Annotated in this window: 22 protein-coding genes, 1 other RNA gene and 1 pseudogene; 12 read left to right on the plus strand and 12 right to left on the minus strand. The window is 33.3% G+C overall.

Going from position 1 to position 21,802, the window contains the following annotated elements; genetic code table 11:
* From tnpA to ABWU56_RS05875, 5 genes are all read right to left on the minus strand, one after another.
* On the minus strand, positions 1 to 438 hold the full coding sequence (gene tnpA, locus ABWU56_RS05855) for an IS200/IS605 family transposase (RefSeq protein WP_230609054.1): 438 nt from the start codon (positions 436 to 438) through the stop codon (positions 1 to 3).
* Between the two features lie 206 nt (positions 439 to 644).
* Positions 645 to 1,373, minus strand: coding sequence for a transposase (locus ABWU56_RS05860; protein ID WP_230609056.1), 729 nt, complete (start codon positions 1,371 to 1,373; stop codon positions 645 to 647).
* A 40-nt stretch (positions 1,374 to 1,413) separates the two neighbouring features.
* Positions 1,414 to 1,596 (minus strand): hypothetical protein, encoded by a 183-nt coding sequence (locus ABWU56_RS05865; protein ID WP_230609058.1) that lies wholly within the window; start codon positions 1,594 to 1,596, stop codon positions 1,414 to 1,416.
* Positions 1,597 to 1,692: 96 nt separating this feature from the next.
* Positions 1,693 to 2,085, minus strand: a complete 393-nt coding sequence (locus tag ABWU56_RS05870; protein ID WP_230609060.1) for a hypothetical protein — start codon at positions 2,083 to 2,085, stop codon at positions 1,693 to 1,695.
* A gap of 47 nt (positions 2,086 to 2,132) precedes the next feature.
* A complete protein-coding gene (locus ABWU56_RS05875; protein ID WP_353281278.1) occupies positions 2,133 to 3,902 on the minus strand; it encodes an SET domain-containing protein in 1,770 nt (589 codons plus the stop codon).
* A gap of 67 nt (positions 3,903 to 3,969) precedes the next feature.
* Here ABWU56_RS05875 and ABWU56_RS05880 point away from each other — a divergent pair, with 67 nt between their 5' ends.
* The 6 genes and pseudogenes from ABWU56_RS05880 to ABWU56_RS05905 all read left to right on the plus strand — a co-directional run bounded on the left by ABWU56_RS05880 (position 3,970) and on the right by ABWU56_RS05905 (position 11,536).
* On the plus strand, positions 3,970 to 4,146 hold the full coding sequence (locus ABWU56_RS05880) for a hypothetical protein (RefSeq protein ID WP_230609065.1): 177 nt from the start codon (positions 3,970 to 3,972) through the stop codon (positions 4,144 to 4,146).
* Between the two features lie 96 nt (positions 4,147 to 4,242).
* A complete protein-coding gene (locus tag ABWU56_RS05885; RefSeq protein ID WP_353281280.1) occupies positions 4,243 to 4,899 on the plus strand; it encodes a transposase in 657 nt (218 codons plus the stop codon).
* Positions 4,900 to 4,932: 33 nt separating this feature from the next.
* Positions 4,933 to 5,403, plus strand: a pseudogene (locus ABWU56_RS05890) (transposase); the annotation flags it as partial.
* A gap of 134 nt (positions 5,404 to 5,537) precedes the next feature.
* On the plus strand, positions 5,538 to 6,866 hold the full coding sequence (locus ABWU56_RS05895; RefSeq protein ID WP_353281094.1) for an IS4-like element ISWosp7 family transposase: 1,329 nt from the start codon (positions 5,538 to 5,540) through the stop codon (positions 6,864 to 6,866).
* A 181-nt stretch (positions 6,867 to 7,047) separates the two neighbouring features.
* Positions 7,048 to 10,371, plus strand: coding sequence for a cytoplasmic incompatibility factor CifB (locus tag ABWU56_RS05900; protein ID WP_353281281.1), 3,324 nt, complete (start codon positions 7,048 to 7,050; stop codon positions 10,369 to 10,371).
* Between the two features lie 772 nt (positions 10,372 to 11,143).
* Entirely contained in the window at positions 11,144 to 11,536 is a 393-nt protein-coding gene (locus tag ABWU56_RS05905) for a hypothetical protein (protein WP_353281282.1), read from the plus strand.
* A gap of 6 nt (positions 11,537 to 11,542) precedes the next feature.
* Here the strand turns inward: ABWU56_RS05905 and ABWU56_RS05910 are convergent.
* Together ABWU56_RS05910 and ABWU56_RS05915 are read right to left on the minus strand one after the other, a co-directional pair.
* Positions 11,543 to 12,306, minus strand: a protein-coding gene (locus ABWU56_RS05910) for an IS5 family transposase (protein WP_353281091.1) whose coding sequence is annotated in 2 segments (ribosomal slippage) — positions 11,543 to 11,952 and positions 11,952 to 12,306 — 765 coding nt in all. Because the reading frame shifts where the segments join, the coding sequence is not laid out codon by codon here.
* 20 nt (positions 12,307 to 12,326) lie between these two features.
* Positions 12,327 to 12,599, minus strand: a complete 273-nt coding sequence (locus ABWU56_RS05915) for a hypothetical protein (protein ID WP_353281284.1) — start codon at positions 12,597 to 12,599, stop codon at positions 12,327 to 12,329.
* On the opposite strand from ABWU56_RS05915, the gene ABWU56_RS05920 reads away from it, so the two are divergent.
* Positions 12,592 to 13,020, plus strand: a complete 429-nt coding sequence (locus ABWU56_RS05920) for a hypothetical protein (protein WP_353281285.1) — start codon at positions 12,592 to 12,594, stop codon at positions 13,018 to 13,020. The two genes, ABWU56_RS05915 and ABWU56_RS05920, sit on opposite strands and share 8 nt — an antisense overlap.
* A 157-nt stretch (positions 13,021 to 13,177) precedes the next feature.
* Positions 13,178 to 13,527: RNase P RNA component class A (rnpB, locus tag ABWU56_RS05925), an RNA gene on the plus strand.
* A 355-nt stretch (positions 13,528 to 13,882) separates the two neighbouring features.
* Here the strand turns inward: rnpB and ABWU56_RS05930 are convergent.
* Entirely contained in the window at positions 13,883 to 14,653 is a 771-nt protein-coding gene (locus ABWU56_RS05930; RefSeq protein ID WP_010406882.1) for a response regulator transcription factor, read from the minus strand.
* A gap of 323 nt (positions 14,654 to 14,976) precedes the next feature.
* Here ABWU56_RS05930 and ABWU56_RS05935 point away from each other — a divergent pair, with 323 nt between their 5' ends.
* The 4 genes from ABWU56_RS05935 (at position 14,977) to ABWU56_RS05950 (ending at position 18,409) form a co-directional block, all read left to right on the plus strand.
* A complete protein-coding gene (locus tag ABWU56_RS05935) occupies positions 14,977 to 15,954 on the plus strand; it encodes an NAD(P)H-dependent glycerol-3-phosphate dehydrogenase (RefSeq protein WP_353281287.1) in 978 nt (325 codons plus the stop codon).
* A gap of 76 nt (positions 15,955 to 16,030) precedes the next feature.
* Entirely contained in the window at positions 16,031 to 16,456 is a 426-nt protein-coding gene (locus tag ABWU56_RS05940; RefSeq protein WP_010406878.1) for a phosphatidylglycerophosphatase A, read from the plus strand.
* Positions 16,446 to 17,237 carry a GNAT family N-acetyltransferase gene (locus ABWU56_RS05945; protein WP_064085647.1) on the plus strand — a complete coding sequence of 264 codons (792 nt, stop codon included), beginning with the start codon at positions 16,446 to 16,448 and terminating at the stop codon, positions 17,235 to 17,237. The genes ABWU56_RS05940 and ABWU56_RS05945 overlap by 11 nt, the downstream gene beginning before the upstream one ends.
* Positions 17,238 to 17,272: 35 nt before the next feature.
* Positions 17,273 to 18,409, plus strand: coding sequence for a hypothetical protein (locus ABWU56_RS05950; RefSeq protein ID WP_052264787.1), 1,137 nt, complete (start codon positions 17,273 to 17,275; stop codon positions 18,407 to 18,409).
* Positions 18,410 to 18,412: 3 nt separating this feature from the next.
* On the opposite strand, the gene ABWU56_RS05955 is transcribed toward ABWU56_RS05950, so the two are convergent.
* The 4 genes from ABWU56_RS05955 to ftsZ form a co-directional block, all read right to left on the minus strand.
* On the minus strand, positions 18,413 to 19,201 hold the full coding sequence (locus ABWU56_RS05955; RefSeq protein ID WP_211908529.1) for a succinate dehydrogenase iron-sulfur subunit: 789 nt from the start codon (positions 19,199 to 19,201) through the stop codon (positions 18,413 to 18,415).
* 54 nt (positions 19,202 to 19,255) lie between these two features.
* Positions 19,256 to 19,714 (minus strand): rRNA maturation RNase YbeY, encoded by a 459-nt coding sequence (ybeY, locus tag ABWU56_RS05960; protein ID WP_015587883.1) that lies wholly within the window; start codon positions 19,712 to 19,714, stop codon positions 19,256 to 19,258.
* Positions 19,715 to 20,053: 339 nt separating this feature from the next.
* Positions 20,054 to 20,452 carry an EVE domain-containing protein gene (locus ABWU56_RS05970; protein ID WP_064085650.1) on the minus strand — a complete coding sequence of 133 codons (399 nt, stop codon included), beginning with the start codon at positions 20,450 to 20,452 and terminating at the stop codon, positions 20,054 to 20,056.
* Positions 20,452 to 21,636 carry a cell division protein FtsZ gene (gene ftsZ / locus ABWU56_RS05975; protein ID WP_010406864.1) on the minus strand — a complete coding sequence of 395 codons (1,185 nt, stop codon included), beginning with the start codon at positions 21,634 to 21,636 and terminating at the stop codon, positions 20,452 to 20,454. Before ftsZ ends, ABWU56_RS05970 begins: the two co-directional genes overlap by 1 nt.
* Positions 21,637 to 21,802 lie beyond the last annotated feature (166 nt).

Raw genomic sequence — 21,802 nt, forward strand, 5'->3', positions numbered from 1 at the left:
CTACTCCAATCTTATACTAGATATAGAATGAGGCTGATGTGCATCTGTATGTTTATTGATGTACTCATTAATGACTTTATCTGTGATATGTCCGCTGGTAGCACTAAAGTATCCTCTTCCCCAAAAACGCTTTCCCCAGTACATTTTATTTAGCTCTGGAAATTCTTGTTGAACTTTGCGTGAAGACCTGCCTTTGGCTCTTTGAACAAAATCACTCACAGCTATATGAGGAGGTATTACTACGAATAAATGTAAATGATCTGATGATATTACTCCGTTTTCTATCTTAATCTCCATTTCTTCAGATACTTCTGCTATGATTGTTCGTATTCTCTCCTTCATAGCCTTAGTTAATACTCTGTACCGATATTTTGTAATCCAGACTATATGGTACCTATGATAAAATACAGTGTGTTTTCCTTTGTCATATTCCGTCATAACTATACTTTATAAAGTACAGTTATGACATTGACAAACTAAAGTTTCTCCACCTAGAAGGTGGAGGCTTGTACCATCTTATGGAAAGTCAAGGTAATCCGATAAGTGATCAATATGTAAGAAACATTCTGCTATTATCTATGAAGAGGCGAGATCCAGTATGGCTTTGTTGCATAGCACTGATAGGCATGTAAATCACAGTGAATTCACGCAGCTAATTTAAATTTAGCCATACCTATATCAGTAAATTTGTTCAATAAGTAGCACTTAATTAACAGCTCTTTTTCACGATTTACCTCTGATTTATTTTTCAAGCCAAACCCAAATATTTGCTTCAACCTATAGAAAAAGACTTCAATATAAGACCGTGCTCCATACTTAACTTTTTTCTTCCATTCATTAATACCATCTTCATAATTCTCATATGACCTAATTCTACTAATATACTTGTTTCTTTCTGATAAGTAGTCAGCTAAACAAATTTTAGTATCCTTCCTAGGGCGAATAATAGGCACAATATTGTATTTTCTGCATTCTTTATACACACTTTTTATATCATAAGCCGCATCTGCTCGAATAGAACAAATGTTATATTTATCACTGACTTCTTCTAACATATCGCAGACCGGCAAATAGTCTACAGCAACACCACTAGTGTAGTTCATGCTTATTGCTTTCTTATCATTTATGTTTAAAACAACATGTAATTTTCTTACTTGACCATAACCACTGTATTTTCTTTTTCGAATATTAAGCTTACTATGCCCACCGTTATTATTGTAGATACTAACTCTAGTGCTATCTACGGCAATTTCAACATTTTCCAGATCGTCTTTATTGCTTCTATGGTCATCAATCTTCAAATTAAGCTTTTTAAATCTTCTGGAAGCTTGTGTATAGCTGATAATCTTAAGTTTTTTGCCTATTTGTACCATATAACCTTTTACAAAACCTACAGCTTGTCTCAAGCCAATTCTAAAAAGATATGTGTATTAAAATTACAACTTTATCACTATAAGTGTTATTGCCACCTGCAACTTTTGGACTATTTTCATACCAATTTTCTATGGCTTGATTAACAAAATGAAAAACATTTCCTCTTTTTTTGAGAAACTCGTTATATTCTCTTTGGTTACTTACTCTCATTTTTTGTGGCATAAGTTGTACTTGTTTGAAAAATGCCTGTTTTACAACAAAATGCGTTAGTAGCCATATATTAAAAAGCTTTTCTTTTTACAATAACCTCAACCAACACTAGCTATGCAACAAAGCCATGAAGGATAACGGGAAACTGTTAAGTCCGGTTTTGAAGCCGAGGGGGGAAAGGCAACTTTCTCTCCTTAGGTAACAGGACCCCACCTCAAGCTTGATCGCCTCGAGAACCCTATGCAACTTTCTTTCTCTGTATGCAACGCACACAAAATGTTCACCATTTTTTTTATCTGCTACTTTGAGAATTCTTGGAAGATCTCGCTTGTAAAAGAGTAACAAGGGTTCTAAAAAGCAATCAAGTCTTTTTTCTCTTAAAATATAACATAAAAAGTCCACTTCGTTGTCATACCCTTCGCTGTAAAAATCTGAACAAGCATCTGAATATTTACCATTTTCAAGATTGGACTTTATAGAACTTACTATACACGCTTTCATGATACAGATCTCAAAAAACACATACTGCCATTAGTACACACTATTAACTATTTGTAAAGTTTTTTTATGATAGCAGGATCAATATTAACATCGGTAAAATGACCCATCATACTATCAAACTCTTCCTTCTTTTTAACAGACATCTTATCTCGTATAGCACAATATTCATCTGTATCAAGCTTATCTTTTAGGTATTTGAAGGCTTGAATGGAATTCCATGGCTCCCCATCATAGTCACGTCCATGCCAATAACTAAGATTCTGAAGAGCGTAACTGAATATCAATAGCTTCTCTTTCCAGGAAATCTTGTTCTGAAAAAAATTTAATAAATTATCGACTTTGTTTTTATATTTTAAGCTGTCCACAGCATCTAAGTAACATGCACAGTGAGCAAAGACTTGCTTATACATCTCAATTATTTCATTATGATTAAGTTTATATTCACATTTCCTCAGCAAGCCTTCAATCTCCTCAGCTTGAATTACATCAACCTCAGCCTTAACATATTTATAATGTTCTCTTTTTATTTCACTTGCGGTTAAAGTTGCTTTTCGATTATTTTCTTCTTTTATACGTTTATTTTTACTATTGAAATTTTTATCGTAGAAATTAACACAAGGCAACTCAAAACTGAGCTTCTTAAGATCTATTTGCTTTACAACATTTTTCGAAAACTTATTTGGAAAATTGCCATTTAAAATTTTTGTTTGAAGATTAAGTAAAATTTTGTTTGCAGAATTTTTATCTTGAGGATCAGTAATAATGGTTAAGAGATCGCTCTTACAAATGTAATCAAATATGCTCAGACCTTGAGAGTCTGTTTCTTCCTCAATTAGATGTTTATAACCTCGAGGTGTAGAAGAGAGCACTTTTTCTGTTAAAAGTTTAAAAATTTCTTTTTTTGTATTATTCTCTGCAGTGCCTAAAATTGTAAAAATCAGCGAGTTATGCCCTCCATGTAGCGTATTGCGTAAAGGATCAGCATTGTGTTTCAATAAGTACTTCACCTCCTTTATAAGTCCTTTATAGCAAGCAAACATTAAAGGTGTAACTTGTTGTTGAATGGAAGAATATTTCTTATTTTTTAAAAAATAACATGGCAAATCAACCTCTTCTTCGTTTACTTCGCCTTTATTGAATTCAGTTTGAAGTTTTGGGAAAAGCACTTGTTTATGCAATTTGATTAAATAAATCTCATCACAATCATCGAAGTCGAAAATTTTCTTCATACTGCTTAATGGAACTGTGTCTTTCGTTATCTTCAATAGTTCATATCCCTTATTAGCAGCCACTTTTTCCTCATATGAAAGATCATTATCAGTTGGATGTAAATAAACGATATTGATGTCAAATACGTAAGAACCACCGTAGTCAATGAGCAGCTGCTCACCTTCTTTAATATTTTTTAGCACTTGAATAGCCCTACCATCATTGCTTTCTGCAAAATAACAGTTACAAGAAAAGCTTGAATGATTTAAGAAACGTGTCCAGTTAAAAATACACGTTGCGTCTAATTGTTGATTTTTATTCATAATCATCAAAAATTTTCTATCAACAACTTCACCAGACTTAACATTTTTCCCTTTGTAATAACCAATAACATCACCTTTTTTAATATACTGCCGAGCGTACACGCCAAGGTTGTACTTACCCTCAATCGCAGCAACTTCTGCAATCCTAAGTTTAATCGGGTTATTGCTTTCTTCTTTTTTATCCTTTAAATACTGACACTCACCTTTACCTTGCTGCCTACTTACATATTTCAGGAACTTTTTTTCTTCTCCTTTTTCAAAGGGGATACTAACACTAAACTTCATCTGACAAAACTTATTATAAAAAAGTTATTTTAATAGCTTAAGGAGAAATATAATACAAAAAAAGGAAGTGATTACCAATTTTTGTTATTGGAGAGAATATAACGAGTTTCTCAAAAAAAGAGGAAATGTTTTTCATTTTGTTAATCAAGCCATAGAAAATTGGTATGAAAATAGTCCAAAAGTTGCAGGTGGCAATAACACTTATAGTGATAAAGTTGTAATTTTAATACACATATCTTTTTAGAATTGGCTTGAGACAAGCTGTAGGTTTTGTAAAATAGGCAAAAAACTTAAGATTATCAGCTATACACAAGCTTCCAGAAGATTTAAAAAGCTTAATTTGAAGATTGATGACCATAGAAGCAATAAAGACGATCTGGAAAATGTTGAAATTGCCGTAGATAGCACTAGAGTTAGTATCTACAATAATAACGGTGGGCATAGTAAGCTTAATATTCGAAAAAGAAAATACAGTGGTTATGGTCAAGTAAGAAAATTACATGTTGTTTTAAACATAAATGATAAGAAAGCAATAAGCATGAACTACACTAGTGGTGTTGCTGTAGACTATTTGCCGGTCTGCGATATGTTAGAAGAAGTCAGTGATAAATATAACATTTGTTCTATTCGAGCAGATGCGGCTTATGATATAAAAAGTGTGTATAAAGAATGCAGAAAATACAATATTGTGCCTATTATTCGCCCTAGGAAGGATACTAAAATTTGTTTAGCTGACTACTTATCAGAAAGAAACAAGTATATTAGTAGAATTAGGTCATATGAGAATTATGAAGATGGTATTAATGAATGGAAGAAAAAAGTTAAGTATGGAGCACGGTCTTATATTGAAGTCTTTTTCTATAGGTTGAAGCAAATATTTGGGTTTGGCTTGAAAAATAAATCAGAGGTAAATCGTGAAAAAGAGCTGTTAATTAAGTGCTACTTATTGAACAAATTTACTGATATAGGTATGGCTGAATTTAAATTAGCTGCGTAAATTCACTGTGATTTACATGCCTATCAGTGCTATGCAGAAGTGCAGGTGTGTATAGTGCATCAGATACGTAACTCACTGAAGTATGTAGCTAGTAAAGATGCAAAGAGTTTTTTGAGTGATTTAAAGAAGGTGTATCAAGCTTCAAGTAAGGAAATTGCCGAGAATTATCTGTTGGAATTAGATGAAAAATGGGGCACAAAGTACCCTATGGTTATAAAATCTTGGCAGAATAATTGGGAAAACCTATCTGGTTATTTTAAGTATTCCGACCCAGTTAGGAGGATAATCTATACTACTAATCCCATAGAGGGGCTACATAGGCAAATTAGGAAATTCACCAAAACCAAGGGCTCATTTACTAGCATAAATGCCTTGTATAAACAGGTATATTGTGCTATAAAGAAAGCGGAGGAGAAATGGACTATGCCTGTACATGATTGGGCATTGACTATATCTCAGCTCGACATTTTCTTTCCCAACAGATTGAAAATTGAGTTGAGCTAAAAATGCGGTTTGACACAGTTTATTTAATCATACGCGTCAAGTTAAGGAACTGTGGTAATAAACTTAGTGTAAGGAAGAGAAAAAAAAGATATAAGTTCTCTTAAATCTAACAAAGAAAACGGAGAACTTATACAATGAAAAGAATAGTTTGCATCTCAAAAAAGCTCAAAGAATTTTTTAATGAAAAAGCAGATAAAATCTCAGCTACAACAGGGTTCATAAAAAGAAAGAGGAAGCTAAAAGGCTCGTCGTTCATAAAAGCCATCGTTTTGGGTAATATAGGGGTTGATAATTGTAGTATAGAGACAGTGTGTCAATTATTGAATGAAGACTCGATAAATATAACAAAACAAGGTCTGGACTTTAGATTTACCAAGGAAGCAGTGGAATTTATGAAAAGAATGTATAATGAATCTTTAACGTTACTTAAAAATACCTTACAAGTTGATTGCAGAATCTTGAAGCACTTTGGAGGTGTTAAATTATTAGACAGCAGCTACATTAGCTTACCTAACAGTATGGAAGAAATGTATAAAGGTTATGGTACCAGCTACAGTGGTTATGAAAGCAATACTAAGTCTGGAATAAAGTTACAATTAGTTTTTGACTACCTAAACCAGACATTAGACCAGCTTAATATAACTGAGGGAATAAGGTCAGATCAGGGTTATAGAAGCCATTTAAGCAATATATCGAACAACGATTTACTAATATCTGATTTGGGTTATTTTGTGCCAAGTTCTTTTAAACAAATCAATGAAATAGGAGCTTATTTCATAAGTCGTTATAAATCCGATACTAACATATATGATATAGAGACAGGTCAAAAAATAGATTTACTAGAACATTTGGGAGATCGATCTTTTCTAGAACAGGAGGTATTGTTAGGAAAAGAGACAAGGGTTAAAGTAAGAATTATATTTAAAAAACTAACTGAAGAACAAGCTATGGCTAGAAGAAGAAAGGCTAATAGGTTAGCAAGATCACATGGATACACATCTTCTCAAAGGAACCAAAAGTTACTAAATTGGTCGATATTTATAACTAATGTTCCAAAAAGTAAGATTAATGCTGAGCAAATACTAGTAGTTTACCGAATAAGATGGCAAATTGAATTATTGTTCAAATTATATAAGAGTAATATAAGGCTTGATAAGCTGAGAGGAAAGCCATACAGAGTATTATGTGAGCTATATGCCAAATTGTGTGCAATTCTTATATTTCATGGAATAGTGGGTTGCACAGAACTGAAAAAAAATACGGAGCTTAGCTTAACAAAGGCATTTATTGAGCTAAAAAGACGGGTTAGAGAGTTATTTTTAGCACTAAATAATAAAATTAAAGGCTTAAATATTTTTCTCAAAAAGCTTACCATAACTTGGTCGCAGTTTTCATTAAAAGACAAGTACAGAAAAACTAGAGTATCCACCTTAACTTCTCTAAATTTGCTCACAATCTCTTAACTTGACGCGTATGGTTTATTTAATACTCTCGGTAATGAGCCAGAGCCCGAGCTTGAATTTCCTGGTGTGATTTCTTCTGGTTCTCGTAAGAGGAAAAGGGCCTTTACGCTGAGTGTTAATTAAGTAGTTCACCCATTGGTGTAAGTGATTTTTCTCGTTGTAGCAAATAGGGAGATGTTTTGTGTCTTTAATTAGAAGTTTAGTTGATGGAAATCTTGAAGCTTTTAGACAAGAATTTGAATCTTTTTTAGATCGTTGTTCATCTTTCTCGCATCATGTGGGTTCAGGTCGTTTCCTTCCTGTATTCTTTTTTAGTATGTTTGCTACTGCACATGATGCTAATATCTTAAAAGCAAATGAGAGAGTGTATTTTCGTTTTGATAATCATGGTATTGATACAGGTGGTAGAAATAGAAATACAGGGAACCTAAAAGTCGCTGTTTATCGTGACGGACAGCAAGTTGTCAGATGTTACAGTATTTCTGATCGTCCTAATAGTGATGGGTTAAGGTTCAGTACAAGGGAGAGAAATGCTCTAGTGCAAGAGATTAGACAGCAAAATCCAAATTTAAGGAAAAAAGACTTAATTTTTGAGCAATACAAAGTATACATGCATGGAAAGGGCAAGAGTCAGGGAAAGGCAATTGCAAAAGTATTCGGGGTGATTAGTGAAAGAGATAGATTTGCTAAATATTCAGCGTCTGAGGTTAGCCTTCTGAGGCATATAGAACGTAATAGGCTTAGGGAGATTAATGTGCGTGTGCCACGCAGTGTGTTGACAGTTAAGGAAATAGCAGGAATACAACTTAATCAAAATCAGCTCAGACAACTTGATAGATCAGTCAATTTTGCACAGGTAGTACAAAGTCAACAAGGGACTGACAACTTTATGGAAATACTAGCAAACAACCAAAAACAAAATGTAGAACGTAGAATGCGCGAGGAAGTTTTGCCATACATCACTCACATCTATGGTAATTACAGACAAGCGCTAAAAAATAATATTAAAAATCGCAATCAAAAATTTGAGAGTCACGGGTTTTTATTAGGTTTTTTAGTAAATTTTAGTCATCGCTACAAAATAGATATCGACCTTGAATTGTCTATTGGAAATTCACACGTTGCTTTTCTTGTACATCATCAAGCAGAGAGAAAAAATATTTTTATTTTTAATATTACTAGATGTAAGGCACCGTCAGATGTTGCATTAAACCGTGCCATAGGCTACGCTGAAAGGTTATACGATTCTTCATTTATACCTACATCAAAGCATACTGTTTGTGTTGGATTGAATTTTAATGTAAATCTAGATCCTTTTAGTGTTGATACAGTAGAACTTCAACAGGATAAATTTCCTTTAGTACAAAGATTATTTGAGTGTGTAGAGAATGAAGGCATTAGAGAAAATGTTAGAGATTTCTTACTTGAACATCTTCCTGCTGAAATACCAAGAAATGCAGAGAATTATAATAGAATATTTGATTGCATAATTGGGTTCGCTTCTGGAAATAGTGTTTTTGATAGGCACCATTTACAACTCGAAGGGGGAGGGGAAGCACCTGTAACAAAGTATACATTTAGACATGGTGATGAGGGTTTAAGATGTTTAACTATGGTCTTTCATGCTGAAGGTTCTGATATAGTTATACTTCATATTAGAGCTCACGATGCACGACAACAAGGAGCAATCAATTTACAAGATCTTAATATGAATGGGAATAATGTTCATGTATGGGAAGTTTCATACACACTTAATAATCAACTTTACTTTAATATTCATACAGGTAACCTTGGTTTATATCACAATTACCAAAATAATAATGCAAATAATTTTATTGGTGGTAATCTTGTGAAAGTCCCTAATGCTGGAAATGTGTATAATGCCTTAGATCAAGTTTTAAATGATGGCTGGCGAGATAAAGCTCAGTATCAAGAATTACTTAGAAACATTTCTGCAGTATTAATGCCAGAAAATATGAATGGTAATGCAATAATAGATGTAGATAGCGAGGACAAGTTTCGGTCTATATTGTATGGTGTGTTTTATAATTGTGACGATATTTGTAAAGTAGTTTCTAGGTACAAGATAAGTCAAATATGTATTTCCGATATAAGAATGGTAGGAAAAATAGTGGAGCGAGTAAATACAAGAGTTGCAGAGCATAGATTAGATCTCCTAGTATCAAGGCAACCTACAGAGAATGATTCAGATGTTCACTCAATTGGATTTATATTAGGATTTGCTAATGATCAAAGCGTAGTAGCACAACAGAAAAGTAATGCAAAACAGAAGATGCGTAAATTTACGAATGAAGTGAAAGAACGTAGGTTACTTTCTACTTGTGGAAGTATGATTGTATCTTATGCTGTATTTAATAGAGGTGCACAGGGAGCAGAGGACCTTATATTTTCACATAGAAATAAACTTGACTCCAGTCGTGCTTCAGGACCCGGTGGAAGGACAGAAAGAATTGTAAGGCTAGAAGATGATATTTTACCCCTAGTAAATCTGCATATTCAAGATAATATAATGGGTCTTAATTCGATAGAAAATGTGCATGATATACTCACACTAGACTTTGCAACAGATAATCGTTACTATCATTATTGGCTTCAAGAAAGGGATATACGTTCTGCTGCAAGGACAACACTATATAACTTACAGCCTGTTCTGCATAATAATGTGCTCTTTGCCACACTACCTATAGGGTGGGTAAATGATCATTTGCAAAAGTTGCAAAATCATATTAGCAATAAAGAAATGCAAAACAATGAAATATTGATATCAAATTTGATTGTTAATATAGATGGCAGCCATTGGGCTACATTAACTATTGCCTTTCAAAATAGGAAGTATTATGGGTATTATGCTAGTTCAATTGGTGGTAACGTTCCGGATAAGCTAAACAATCTTATAGTAAATGGTGCTCCTGTTCCAGTCCATAATGTTCTTGCTGACCAGCAAGACAATGCGTTAGTACAGCAGAGAGATGGCCATAATTGCGGTATCTGGGCATTAGAAAACGCCAGAGATATTAGTCAAGCTTTACAACGAAATGGTGATCTTGGAGAACAAGGTAGAGGTGTGTTAGATGAAATGCGTGATCTTCTTACGTTAAATGTTCCAGGCCTGGATAATATAGTTGATCCAGACAATCTTAGAAATGGACAATACTTTCAAGAGCGGAGAAGAGCAATCTCAAGAGAATTTCAAAACATTGATAATATTCACCAATTTCCTGAGGAGGAGCATTTACTCAATAGAAGGGTTGTTATATCATGTCAAAGGCTAAATGAAATTCGTCAATTACTATTAAGTTTTTTAGAGCGCCAATATCCAACGCATGGGGTATGGCACCAGCAACCACAAGGAGGGAAAGGACCACCTATGTCACTTACTGTTAGTGATATAGGCAATTTTGGTAACCCACAATCTACCTTAGAAGATCCTAAAGCTAGTAATATCTCTGATCTTAGCAAAGGTAAAAGTGGCAGGCAGAGGTAACCGGTTGTGAAGGGAGTGTAAAAAAAACTTACATATCAAGTTATTTGAAGGAAAATCTTAAATGAGCAGCCGTTAACTTTACAGTATATAGTGTTAATAAATTTAAATAATATAACCATTTCCGGCGCTCAAAATCAGCAGTGTGAGAAGAGTTTGTTTTGGAATGAATTGGTCTACCATATGTACCATACGAACTTTTTAATATAACAATTTAACTATACGCTAAAACTAGCTACATTAGCCCATTTCATCCATATCTACATACGAACTATTTTGCCTAAGCTTATTGAAATAATTTAAATCTTCTATTTTTATAACCTTATTTTTACGCGGCTTGTTCTCACAAATATACGACCTTTTTTGCAATCTTAGGAAGAGTCAATAATTCAATTCTTTAGCTAGCATGGTATCTTCACTAAAATATTTTTTAAAAAGTTAGTTGACTTATAAATAATTCTCTACTAATACTGGCATGTGTTTGTTTATTCTGCTGAAGTGGCTCCGCAGGTTACTGTATAAGCTTCAGCAGTTTTTGCACTCCTTTAAAGCATCATATTCCTATATATTAAATATCGCTAGTGCTTCTCAAATTTGTTGATCTATAGTAAAACTGGCTAAAACTTGGAGTCATAAACAACTTTTAACCTAGTAGTAGTACTCACCATAAAAACTTAACAAAAATATGAGCAGTAAAAATATTATGTTGAAATTAGCTTGACCAATATTATATATTATACATAATACATCCTATATTTAGAATTAGGGGGTAGCTGTGGTTGAGACTAAAGAATTTGTAGAACATATTATAAAACTTACCAATCGGCAAAGTGATCAAACAAATGAGCAGGAACCGAAATGGAAACCAAGCACTGGGCAAAGATGGCCAAGCACAGATGACCAGGAATTAGAAATAACTCAATTACCAACAAGTAGTAAAGATGACTACTACGAACTCATTAAACAAAGTTTATTTTGGATTAATATGAACTTAATGGATAATACAAGTAATTGGAGCTTATTAGAAAAAGAATGGGTTATTAAAGCGAATAGATCAGAATTAACAAAGAATCAGGAGAAGTTAATTCAAAAGTTATTTCATATTATTAATAGTCGTGATACTTCAACACTCCAACAATTTTTACAGAAAACTAAGAACCTGTCTTGAAAGGAGTTAATTGGCTAATTTAGTAAGCATAGAAGTAATCATATTAAATAAGATATTGTTTTTTGAAGTAAGAGGAGAATGTTCGTAATCCTTGCTCATGCGTCTAAAATTGGAAAGCCAGGCAAAGGTTCGTTCTACAATCCAACGTTTAGGAATAACTTGAAATCCTGTATCAACCAATTTCTTGGTAATCGTTAGCAAACATCCAGTTTCCAACAAACATCGATTTTGTAATTTACCTTTATACCCTTGATCAGCAAAAAACCTACGTAATGTTGGAGCTTTGCATTTAGCTTGAACAAAAAGATTGGTAGCACCATCACGGTCCTGAATGCTTGCGCTGTGTACTTCTGCAGTAATTACAAGACCTAGTGTATCTACAATAATATGACGTTTTCTACCCTTTATTTTTTTACCGGCATCATATCCTCTTGATCCCCTTTTTGAGTCGTTTTCACTGATTGACTGTCAATTATACCTACTGAAGGTGTTTCATTTTTGCCAACCATTTTTCTTACCTCTTTTACTAGCATGTCATGTATTTTTTTCAATTTTCCATTATTACGCCACCTGAGAAAATAGTCATACACCGTTTTCCATGGAGGAAAATCTTTTGGTAGCATTCTCCACTGGCAACCACCCCTCATTATGTACCTTATTGCATTAATAATTGTTCTTATGTTATGTTTTCTTGGTCGTCCTATCGCTCCTTGTGCAACATAGGGCTCTAAAATTTCCCATTCCTTGTCACTTATATCACTTGGATACAACTTACCCTCCTATTTTTTGCTTACCTCATCATACTCTTTTCTTCATTACCTTTCAAGACAGGTTCTGAGACAAGTACTGTAAAATCTACAGCAGCGACTGTTGAGTCAACTTTTACAGCAAGCAGTACTACGATGAGTAAGCCTTTAACAGAATTAACAACTAAGATGAGTACGTCATCAGAACCAACAACAGTAGCTGAAACTATTGCGACTTCACAAGCAACTATGATTACTACAATGCCAACTAATGCGCCAACAACAAACTCAGAGAAAACTATACAAACAGTGTCCACTATATCAAATACTGGAACAAAGGTAACAATTCCTCTGTTCACTACAACTTTACTTCCTCAAACTACTCCTTCACCACAGCCCACTCAGCTTGCTATAGAGTCTAATAGGGCAGGAATGATAGGTGGGTCTTTGGTTGGAGCGATAATAAGTATTGCTGGAATTATAGGATTCATAGCATACAAATATGTTAAGGGTCGTAATGCTGCTCCTGTGTTAGAACTAACTAATTTCAATGATAGAAGGCGATCATCTTCAAGTGGCAATAGCGATGAAGAAATTTTTATCGCTAATAACAGAATGAGACATATATCTATGCGAACTATGGATCAATCTGAAACAGTGCTAAACAGTATATCGGTGGAGAGTAGTAGTCGGTCAAGAAGTAGCTCATCGTCTTCAAGCGGTGGACCAGGATCTTGACTGACTGAGCTAGAGTCTAAAAGTGAAAAAAGCTTATCTTGGGATAGCGATGATGTACCGGAATATCACCTTTAGCTATTTGTCTGAATGTTTTTAGTATGTAGACTGTTAGGAAATTTTCTTTTGCTTTTGTGATTTTAATGTTAAAGTATAATTTCTAGGTGAAATAAGTAGCTGCTGTTGTGTGATAAACACAGCAGAGGAAAGTCCGAGCTCCAAGAAAAGGTAGTGACGGGTAACGCCCGCCGGAGGTAACTCCAGTTATAGGGCTACAGAAAATTACCGCCTAAAATATTATTAGGTAAGGGTGAAAAGGTGTGGTAAGAGCGCACCATAACAATGGCAACATTGGTAGTCAAGTAACCAACACTAGGAGCAAGATTAAATAGAAGTAGATTTTATGTTTTTCTCATATCTACTCGGGTAAATCGCATGAAGTAAATGGTAACATTTACTCCAGATAAATAGCTACATAAACAGAACTCGGCTTATATTTCACCTAGGCAATGCATGAATGTCAGCCATACTATGTAAATGTATCAAACATTTCACATATCCTGTACGCTCAATTTGACCACCTATATTCCTTTTACTTCTTGGCTTATCTCTTTTTTTATTTCCTTTTGAACTTAACAAAGCTTGAATTTTAACCGAGCTTTTCCTTTAACTCGTCATTCTCTATCTCTAAAACCTTATTTTCTTACCTATAACTTTTTAGCTTAGCTTCCAACTTTTCTATTTTTTGCTGCAAGTCTTTGTAAAGTTCTAAAAGACTAACCATGTTACCTCACTTTTACGATTGGTTTTTATCTTATTTCATCTACCTATTTTGTTGCTTCAATGAATGGGTGAATAAAGCATTTCATGCGTTGTCCTTCACTTGTTCTGCTTGATAGTCACTACTGCTTTCGCTTATATTAACACTAGAGTATTCTTCATCGTCAACATACTCTTTTAGAACATATCCTCTACCCCAAACGGTTTCTATGTGGCTTATTCCATCATTTGCACTTTCAAGTTTTTTACGTAATTTACACATAAAAACATCAACTATTTTGTTGTCTGAAGGTTCGTCCAAGCCATTGTAAAGATGGTTTAAAAACATTTCTTTTGTCAACACTGCTCCTTTACGCAATGCCAGCAATTCTATCATGGAATACTCTTTGTTAGTAAGGTGAACTGTTTTGCCTTTTACCTCAACAATCCTGTGATCAAAATTGATATTCATATTACCAATCTTTATCACTGATTCGGGATGGCCTTTAGTACGTCGGACTATGGCCTTAATTCGAGCTAATAATTCGCTCTTGTGAAATGGCTTGGTTAAGTAATCGTCGGCACCATACCCAAGTCCTTTAGCTTTATGGTTGGCAGCGGAGATACACGAAAGTATTAAAACAGGAACTTTGATTTTTGCACTTCTTAATCTTAACAGTATATCATATCCATCAATATCACCAGGCAGGTGTATATCTAGAATAACTAGATCGTAACAGTCTCCACCCGAGGAAACCATATTATTGTTATAATCTTGTGCAGAAGTAACAACGTCGCAAAAATGTCCATCAGAAGTTAAGGCATTAACTACAGTCCTTGCACTTACTTGATCATCTTCAATTAATAATATACGCATATTTTACACCCCATAAATAATTTATAATTTTAGTAATATATATAACCAAGGAAAGTAACAAATCAAATTTTTATTAATGAATAATAGAAATTACACTTATTAATTAATAGTTAATGTGTCGTTCCAAAATTATACAAATAGATCTAAAATACAATAGATATACTATAATAATACTATTTTTAGTAAATATTGAATAGAAGCTATTTTTATTAAAAGAATACTTAGGTTAATAGATATTTAAACTATTTTATACTTTTATGTTATATTTTTAATTTACTTATTCTACAGTTTTAAATTATAAGTAATACTTTCAGGAATATTGAGTGGTAATATCAGTTTTAGGTGCTGGCGCATGGGGTACAGCAATTGCGATTTCATTAAGTAGTAAGAAAAATGTAATTTTGTGGACTCGCAATAAGGCCATATTTGAATCAATTAAAGAGAAAAGAGAAAGTGACAAGCTACCTGATTGTCCAATTTCTGATAATATATCAGTAAAATTAGCTATTGAAGATGCAGTTAATGCTTCAGTAATAATTCTAGCTGTTCCTACTCAGTCTCTAAGGGAGATATGTCATCAATTGAATGATTGTAACCTAAAAAAAAATGTGGCAATAATTTTGGCTTGTAAGGGAATAGAAAAATCTACATTAAAATTACCTAGTGAAGTAGTCAATGAAGTTTTACCTAATAATCCTCTTGCTGTTTTTTCTGGTCCTAGCTTTGCTATAGAAGTTGCAAGAAAATTACCATATTCGATGGTTCTTGCATGTCAAAATGAAGTATTAGGTTTAAAATTAGTATCAGAGCTACAGCAAGAAAATATTAAATTGTACCTTAGTAGCGATGTTATAGGAATACAAGTTTGTGCAGCGTTAAAGAATGTTTTTGCTATAGCATGTGGGGTTGTTCTAGGTAGGTTTGGGTTTAATGCTCATGCAGCATTAATTACGAAAAGTATGAGTGAAATTAAGGCTTTATACTCAGCAAAAGTTGGTGACGGCAATGTAGATATAAATACACTACTTGGACCAGCATGCTTAGGCGATTTGGTTGTGACATGCACATCATTAAATTCAAGAAATCTATCTTTTGGATCTAAAGTAGCTAATAGTAATGGTTCTAGTGCTCAGCAGATTTTATCAGAAGGTAAGTCGGTAATTGAAGGTTTTAACACTGCTAAGTCTGCATTTGATTTAGCAGAAAAGCTAAAGATAAAAATGCCCATATGTGAAGCGATCTATAGATTGCTATATGAAAATACTTCTATAGAAGATACTATTTCTGTTCTTGTAAATTAGTTTTATATTTCGGTATATTGTGAAATTTTTATATAAATTAATATCAACATGGTGGCTATCTGGCACGGTAAAACACATGCCAGGTACTATAGGCAGCTTGGCTGCTTACCCAATTGTTCCTATATTACTCAATGACAGAATTTTAGGTACAGCAATTATTTTTTTTTTATTCTTAGTTGGATTATGGTCTACAGGCAATTATATACAACATTACAAAGCTCCGCATGATCCAAAAGAGGTAGTAATTGATGAAGTAGTTGGTCAATTGCTGACAGTACTTCTAGTTTCAATATTATTAGAACAAGAAATGAATAGCTCTGTATTGTTGGTGTGCTTTTTCTCCTTTAGGTTTTTTGATATAATAAAAGTGTGGCCTATAAATTTGATTGATAAAAATACAAAAGGTCCTTTAGGTATTATGCTAGATGATGTTGTAGCTGCAATTTTAGCCTTTGTTTTTATAGGAGCCTTTTATTGTTTATTGTTGGTTTATGCAGAATAAAAAAATTTGTTATTCAAGCTTAATTATTCAGAACCTAAAGGATTATATACTTTATGCAACGAATTTGTCCAAGTGGGAAATACATGACGAATTTGATAATGTTATATTTACAGTAAATGGTACCAGAGAATCGTTATTTAATTTTGTGTTTTGTGAAGATCAATGTACTGAGCTTTCCATATGCAGAACTCTAGATTATCTCAAAGCACGAAATATAGAAGCAACATGGATAATAAGTCCACGTATAAAAATAGGGGGTATTTTAGAAAAATGCGAAATAAAACACGTTAGCACACCAAAAAAAGTTTTACTCAATATAAAAGATTATTTTTTGCCTGATGATGCTGTTCCAAATTTGAAGTTCAATGTTGTAAATAGTAGTGAGCTCTTAGAGCAATTAGATTTACACACTTCTAAAATTTTTTATCATAGAATTAGTATTGTTAGCACATTTTTTCGCCAATTATCGAATTATGATGATAAGAGCTCAAGGTTAAGATTTTTTCTTGTAATGCTAAATAACGAAATTGTTGGAACATGCGGTCTTTATATTCAAGACAGCATAGCTGGTTTTTATAGCGATGGAGTTTTACCAATTTACAGGGGTCGTGGAATAGGAACTCAAATGGTTCTAGAAAGAATAAAGATAGCTAGGCAATTTGAGTGCAAATACATAGTAGCACATTGCATGAAACCTTCTGTAAACCTTTATAAGAGATTAGGCTTTAGGGTATTGGGCAATCTTCACTTATATACCTCTTCAGTACAATCTCTTTGCTGAGAGGTTACAAATTTTTATATTTGTTTTAGAATACTATGTTTTTTTTGTATGAAATAGTTTTACTACTAATTCTAGTATTCTTCTTTTTCTCATATTCTAAATTAAAAATTAGTAATAAAATTAAGGACTTACAACATCAAAATGTTATCATAAATAATTTAATAGATACTGTGAATGATGGATTTTATATTTGGGACGCAAAAAAACGTATAGAAAAATTTTCTCCCAATTTACTAATTTTGCTTAATACTGTTTTTTATTCATTTAATGAGTTTGTAAATTTTTTTGAGCAATCAGAAAGCTTAATTAAAAGTTTTGCTGAGGCAAAGGAAATAAATAAATCTTTTACTCTAGATTTAAAGTCAAAAGACAGTGAGGTTTATTGCACATGTTATGGTAAAAGCATAATAGATTATTCTAATAATGTGATTGGTGTGTTGTTATGGATAAGGAATATCTCCGATTATAAGATAAAAGCTAATGAACTTGAGTTAGAAAATAGTAAGCTTATGCGAGAATTGGAGAACTATAAAAAAATTTTTGACTCTTTACCATTTCCAATACTGAAGTACAATAAGAATAAAAAAGTAAGGTTTTATAACTTATTTTATGATAAATATATAGGCAGCTCTAAAAAATTTACTGTTGCAAGTGGCTCCTATAACGTAAAACCAGGAGAGTGTGTAATAACTTACAAGAACGAACCTAAGGTTTTTAATTTTGTTGAAGTTCCAATGCAAAATTCTAATAGCATAGTAATGTATGGAAAAGATATTAGTGATGAAAAAAAATTACATACTGAGCTAAGCAATTGTTTAGCTGCACAAGAAAGTTTGCTTGAGAAGCTATCGATTGCTGTAGCGATATATAGTAAGAATCAAAAGCTAAAATTTTATAATAATGCTTTTATAAAAACTTTTCAGTTTGATCCAAAATTTTTGGAGTCTTATCCAACTTATCACGAGATTATGCTTCACCTATTTGAATCTAAAAAGCTTTTAGGAAAAAAGGATTTTCAAACTATTAATAATCAAAGACATGAATTGTTTAAAAGATTACTGGAATCATATGGTGAAACAATACATTTCATGAATGGAAGAACGTTTAGAGTATTAACAATACCCTATGCTTCAGAGGGTCTACTATTTTCTTACGAAGAGTGCCAGAAATAACACTCAAATTCCTTCTCTCTCTACCATAAGCTGTTTTACTTTCGCTATCGCTTTTGCTGGGTTAAGCCCTTTCGGGCAGGTTTTTGTACAATTCATTATTGTATGACAACGATACAACTTAAATGGGTCGTTTAAAGAAGCAAGTCTTTCTTCTTTCTTATTATCACGACTGTCAGCAATCCATCTATAAGCTTGCAGTAATACCGCTGGCCCTAAAAATTTATCACCATTCCACCAATAGCTTGGGCAACCAGTCGAACAGCAAGCACATAGTATACAATCAGACAGACCATCCAATTTTTTTCTATCTTCAGGAGATTGAAAGTATTCTTTATTTTGTAAGGCAGATTTATCTGTTTGTAACCAAGGTTTAATCGATTTGTATTGCTCATAAAATTGGCTTAGATCTGGAACTAGATCCTTTACTATATACATATGAGGTAGTGGATATATTTTTACTTCACCTTTTATATCATGTATAGATTTAGTGCATGCAAGAGTGTTGGTACCATCAATATTCATTGCACAAGATCCGCATATTCCTTCTCTGCAAGAGCGTCTAAAAGTTAAGGTTGAATCTATTTCATCCTTTATTTTTATTAATACATCAAGTACCATAGGGCCACAATTATCCATATCGATAAAAAATGTGTCTATTCTTGGATTTTTATCATCATCAGCAGACCAACGATAAATTTGAAATCTTCTAATATTTTTTGCTCCAGTAGGAGTAGGATAAACCTTGCCCTTTTTATTAACTTTAGAATTTTTTGGTAAAGAAAACTGAACCATATTGCTTACCTTTTACAGCTAAAACCCCTTTTTTGTAAATAACATATTTTGGTATTATCTACCATACTTTTCCTTTTCAAATTCAAGCAAAGCTAAAATCTTGCTCTCTAAACTTTTCATTATAATTTCTTCATCTTCTTTTTGATGATCATAGCCAAGTAAATGCAGCAATCCATGAACTAACATGTGTGCAGTGTGAGTGAGGATAGATATACAGTACTCATGAGACTCTCTTTCTATTGTATCTACTGCAATTGCTATGTCTCCTAGATCACATTCACTAGATAACTGTTCGCATGGAAATGATAGTACATTAGTTGGCTTATCTATTTCTCTAAACTTAAGATTAAGTTGATGTAGCAAGTTATCATCAGCGAGAGCTATTGATATATTTGGTTTATAATGATCTATTTTTAATTCTTTTAGAGAAGCGTTAATAATATTTAATACAAAACTCTGTGGGTCCTTCGTAATACTATGCCACCTCTTATCAAGAATATTTACTTCTAACATGAATAAAGCACCAGAAAGGACATTATCCCATCACTTGACATTGGAACCCAAAAAAGAAGAATTATAGACCATCGTATCATACACACAACTATACGAATATTGTACACTAGAAGTATGTCATCCCAGTGCTCCGACACTGGGATCCAGGAATTCTGATTAGACATTAGGTGAGTGAATATAAAAGCTATATTAAAACACAACATTTTTAATGTGGTTGCATTACAGCTGGATTCCAGTGTCAAGCACTGCTTTGTGTTTGATGAAAAATCGGCTACTTCGAAACAAACACTCATACAGCTGTATGTTGTGTGCTGAGGTAATATTGTTTGGCAACAGGTATTACACATCACTCATCCTTATTATTTCATTCCACTCAGTCTCTAAAACCGGAGAAACTGATAAACGTGATTGTTTTAATATAACCATATTTTTCAAAAGTGGGTTTTGTTTTATACTGTTTAACGTCACTTGGTTACTTAAAGGTTTCAAAAATTTTACATTCACTAGTCCAAATTTGGAATTATAAACATGATAATACTCCTTTAATACTTCAACTATTCCAAGTATAACTCTCTCTTTACCTGTATGATAAAAAAATGCAAGATCGCCTAATTTCATAGCTCTCATGTAATTTTGAGCTTGATAATTGCATACACCATTCCACTGCGTCACCTGCTCCTTTCCCATTTTTTGCCACGAGTATTCACTTGGTTCTGACTTGAGTAGCCAAAATTGCATTATTTTTTTCTTCTTAAATAAGCTGGTATATCATAAACATTGCTACCCCACTTAACTCTTTCATTTGTTTGCTCAGTTGAAGCATATTCTTTTGTTTCTAATATTGGAATTTGATTATAAGGCCATTTAAAATTTTTTTCCTCTGCTGGGATCTTGTTTTGATTAACAGATGAATTGTTGTTACAGCTATCAATGCCAGTTGCAAGAACAGAAACTCTAACTCTTCCCTCCATCGCCTGATCAAAAGTGGCACCAAATATTATATTTGCATTTTCATCCACTTCTTCACGTACTCTATTGGCTGCAGCATCAACTTCAAATAAAGTCATATCTCCACCACCAGTAATATTAATCAATATTCCTTGTGCACCTTTCATTGATACATTATCAAGTAATGGATTAGATATTGCAGCCTCTGCAGCACTAATTGCCCTATCTTCTCCTTCTGCCTCTCCAGTACCAATCATTGCTTTACCCATCTCACTCATTACTGTTTCTATATCAGCAAAATCAAGATTAATCAGTCCTGGCATGATCATCAAATCAGTTACTCCTCTTATGCCAATATGCAGAACATTATCGGCGAGTTGAAATGCGTCAGCAAATGTAGTTTTCTCGTTAGCAATTCTAAATAAATTTTGATTGGGAATGACAATAAGTGTATCTACGTATTTTTGCAACTCTTCAAGTCCAAGCTCTGCAATGCGCATACGTCGCACACCTTCAAAACCGAACGGCTTAGTTACAACTCCAACAGTCAGTATCTTTTTTTCTTTTGCTCCTTTATCTTTAACTACCGCTCTTGCTTCTCTGGCTGCTTTTGCAATTACCGGTGCAGCACCTGTTCCAGTACCACCACCCATCCCTGCTGTGATAAAGAGCATATGGCTATCTTTTATATGCTCCATAATTTCATCAATTGATTCTTCTGCTGCACCTTTACCAACATCAGGCAAAGCACCAGCACCAAGGCCCTTAGTTAAGTTAATACCAAGTTGAATTTTTTTATCACATAATGACTTCTCTAACGCTTGAGCATCGGTATTTGCTACAACAAAATTTACTCCTTGCAAATTGGATTGAATCATGTTGTTCACAGCATTTCCACCAGCACCACCCACTCCCACAACGGTAATCCTTGGGTGTAATACAGGTAGCTCTGGTAAACTAAGGTCGATTGACATTTAAATTTTACTCAAATATTAGTGAATTCACTTGATAACAAGTTACTGCTTTTTTAACAATATGCAAACATTTTTCATTTTGATATATCCAAATAGTAAACAAGATTTACTTATTCTTAACATTATTAATCAGTAGGTATAATAATTGCAGGCTTTCAAACAGCAC

Origin of the sequence: Wolbachia endosymbiont (group B) of Horisme vitalbata, assembly GCF_964028625.1 — a bacterium.
In the GTDB taxonomy this organism is placed as follows: Bacteria; Pseudomonadota; Alphaproteobacteria; order Rickettsiales; family Anaplasmataceae; genus Wolbachia.

Coding starts and splice junctions, on each gene's coding strand:
- tnpA (WP_230609054.1), bottom strand. CDS start 438: ATGACGGAATATGACAAAGGAAAACACACTGTATTTTATCATAGGTAC.
- ABWU56_RS05860 (WP_230609056.1), bottom strand. CDS start 1,373: ATGGTACAAATAGGCAAAAAACTTAAGATTATCAGCTATACACAAGCT.
- ABWU56_RS05865 (WP_230609058.1), bottom strand. CDS start 1,596: ATGCCACAAAAAATGAGAGTAAGTAACCAAAGAGAATATAACGAGTTT.
- ABWU56_RS05870 (WP_230609060.1), bottom strand. CDS start 2,085: ATGAAAGCGTGTATAGTAAGTTCTATAAAGTCCAATCTTGAAAATGGT.
- ABWU56_RS05875 (WP_353281278.1), bottom strand. CDS start 3,902: ATGAAGTTTAGTGTTAGTATCCCCTTTGAAAAAGGAGAAGAAAAAAAG.
- ABWU56_RS05895 (WP_353281094.1), top strand. CDS start 5,538: ATGAAAAGAATAGTTTGCATCTCAAAAAAGCTCAAAGAATTTTTTAAT.
- ABWU56_RS05930 (WP_010406882.1), bottom strand. CDS start 14,653: ATGCGTATATTATTAATTGAAGATGATCAAGTAAGTGCAAGGACTGTA.
- ABWU56_RS05940 (WP_010406878.1), top strand. CDS start 16,031: ATGCCAGGTACTATAGGCAGCTTGGCTGCTTACCCAATTGTTCCTATA.
- ABWU56_RS05945 (WP_064085647.1), top strand. CDS start 16,446: ATGCAGAATAAAAAAATTTGTTATTCAAGCTTAATTATTCAGAACCTA.
- ABWU56_RS05950 (WP_052264787.1), top strand. CDS start 17,273: ATGTTTTTTTTGTATGAAATAGTTTTACTACTAATTCTAGTATTCTTC.
- ABWU56_RS05955 (WP_211908529.1), bottom strand. CDS start 19,201: ATGGTTCAGTTTTCTTTACCAAAAAATTCTAAAGTTAATAAAAAGGGC.
- ybeY (WP_015587883.1), bottom strand. CDS start 19,714: ATGTTAGAAGTAAATATTCTTGATAAGAGGTGGCATAGTATTACGAAG.
- ABWU56_RS05970 (WP_064085650.1), bottom strand. CDS start 20,452: ATGCAATTTTGGCTACTCAAGTCAGAACCAAGTGAATACTCGTGGCAA.
- ftsZ (WP_010406864.1), bottom strand. CDS start 21,636: ATGTCAATCGACCTTAGTTTACCAGAGCTACCTGTATTACACCCAAGG.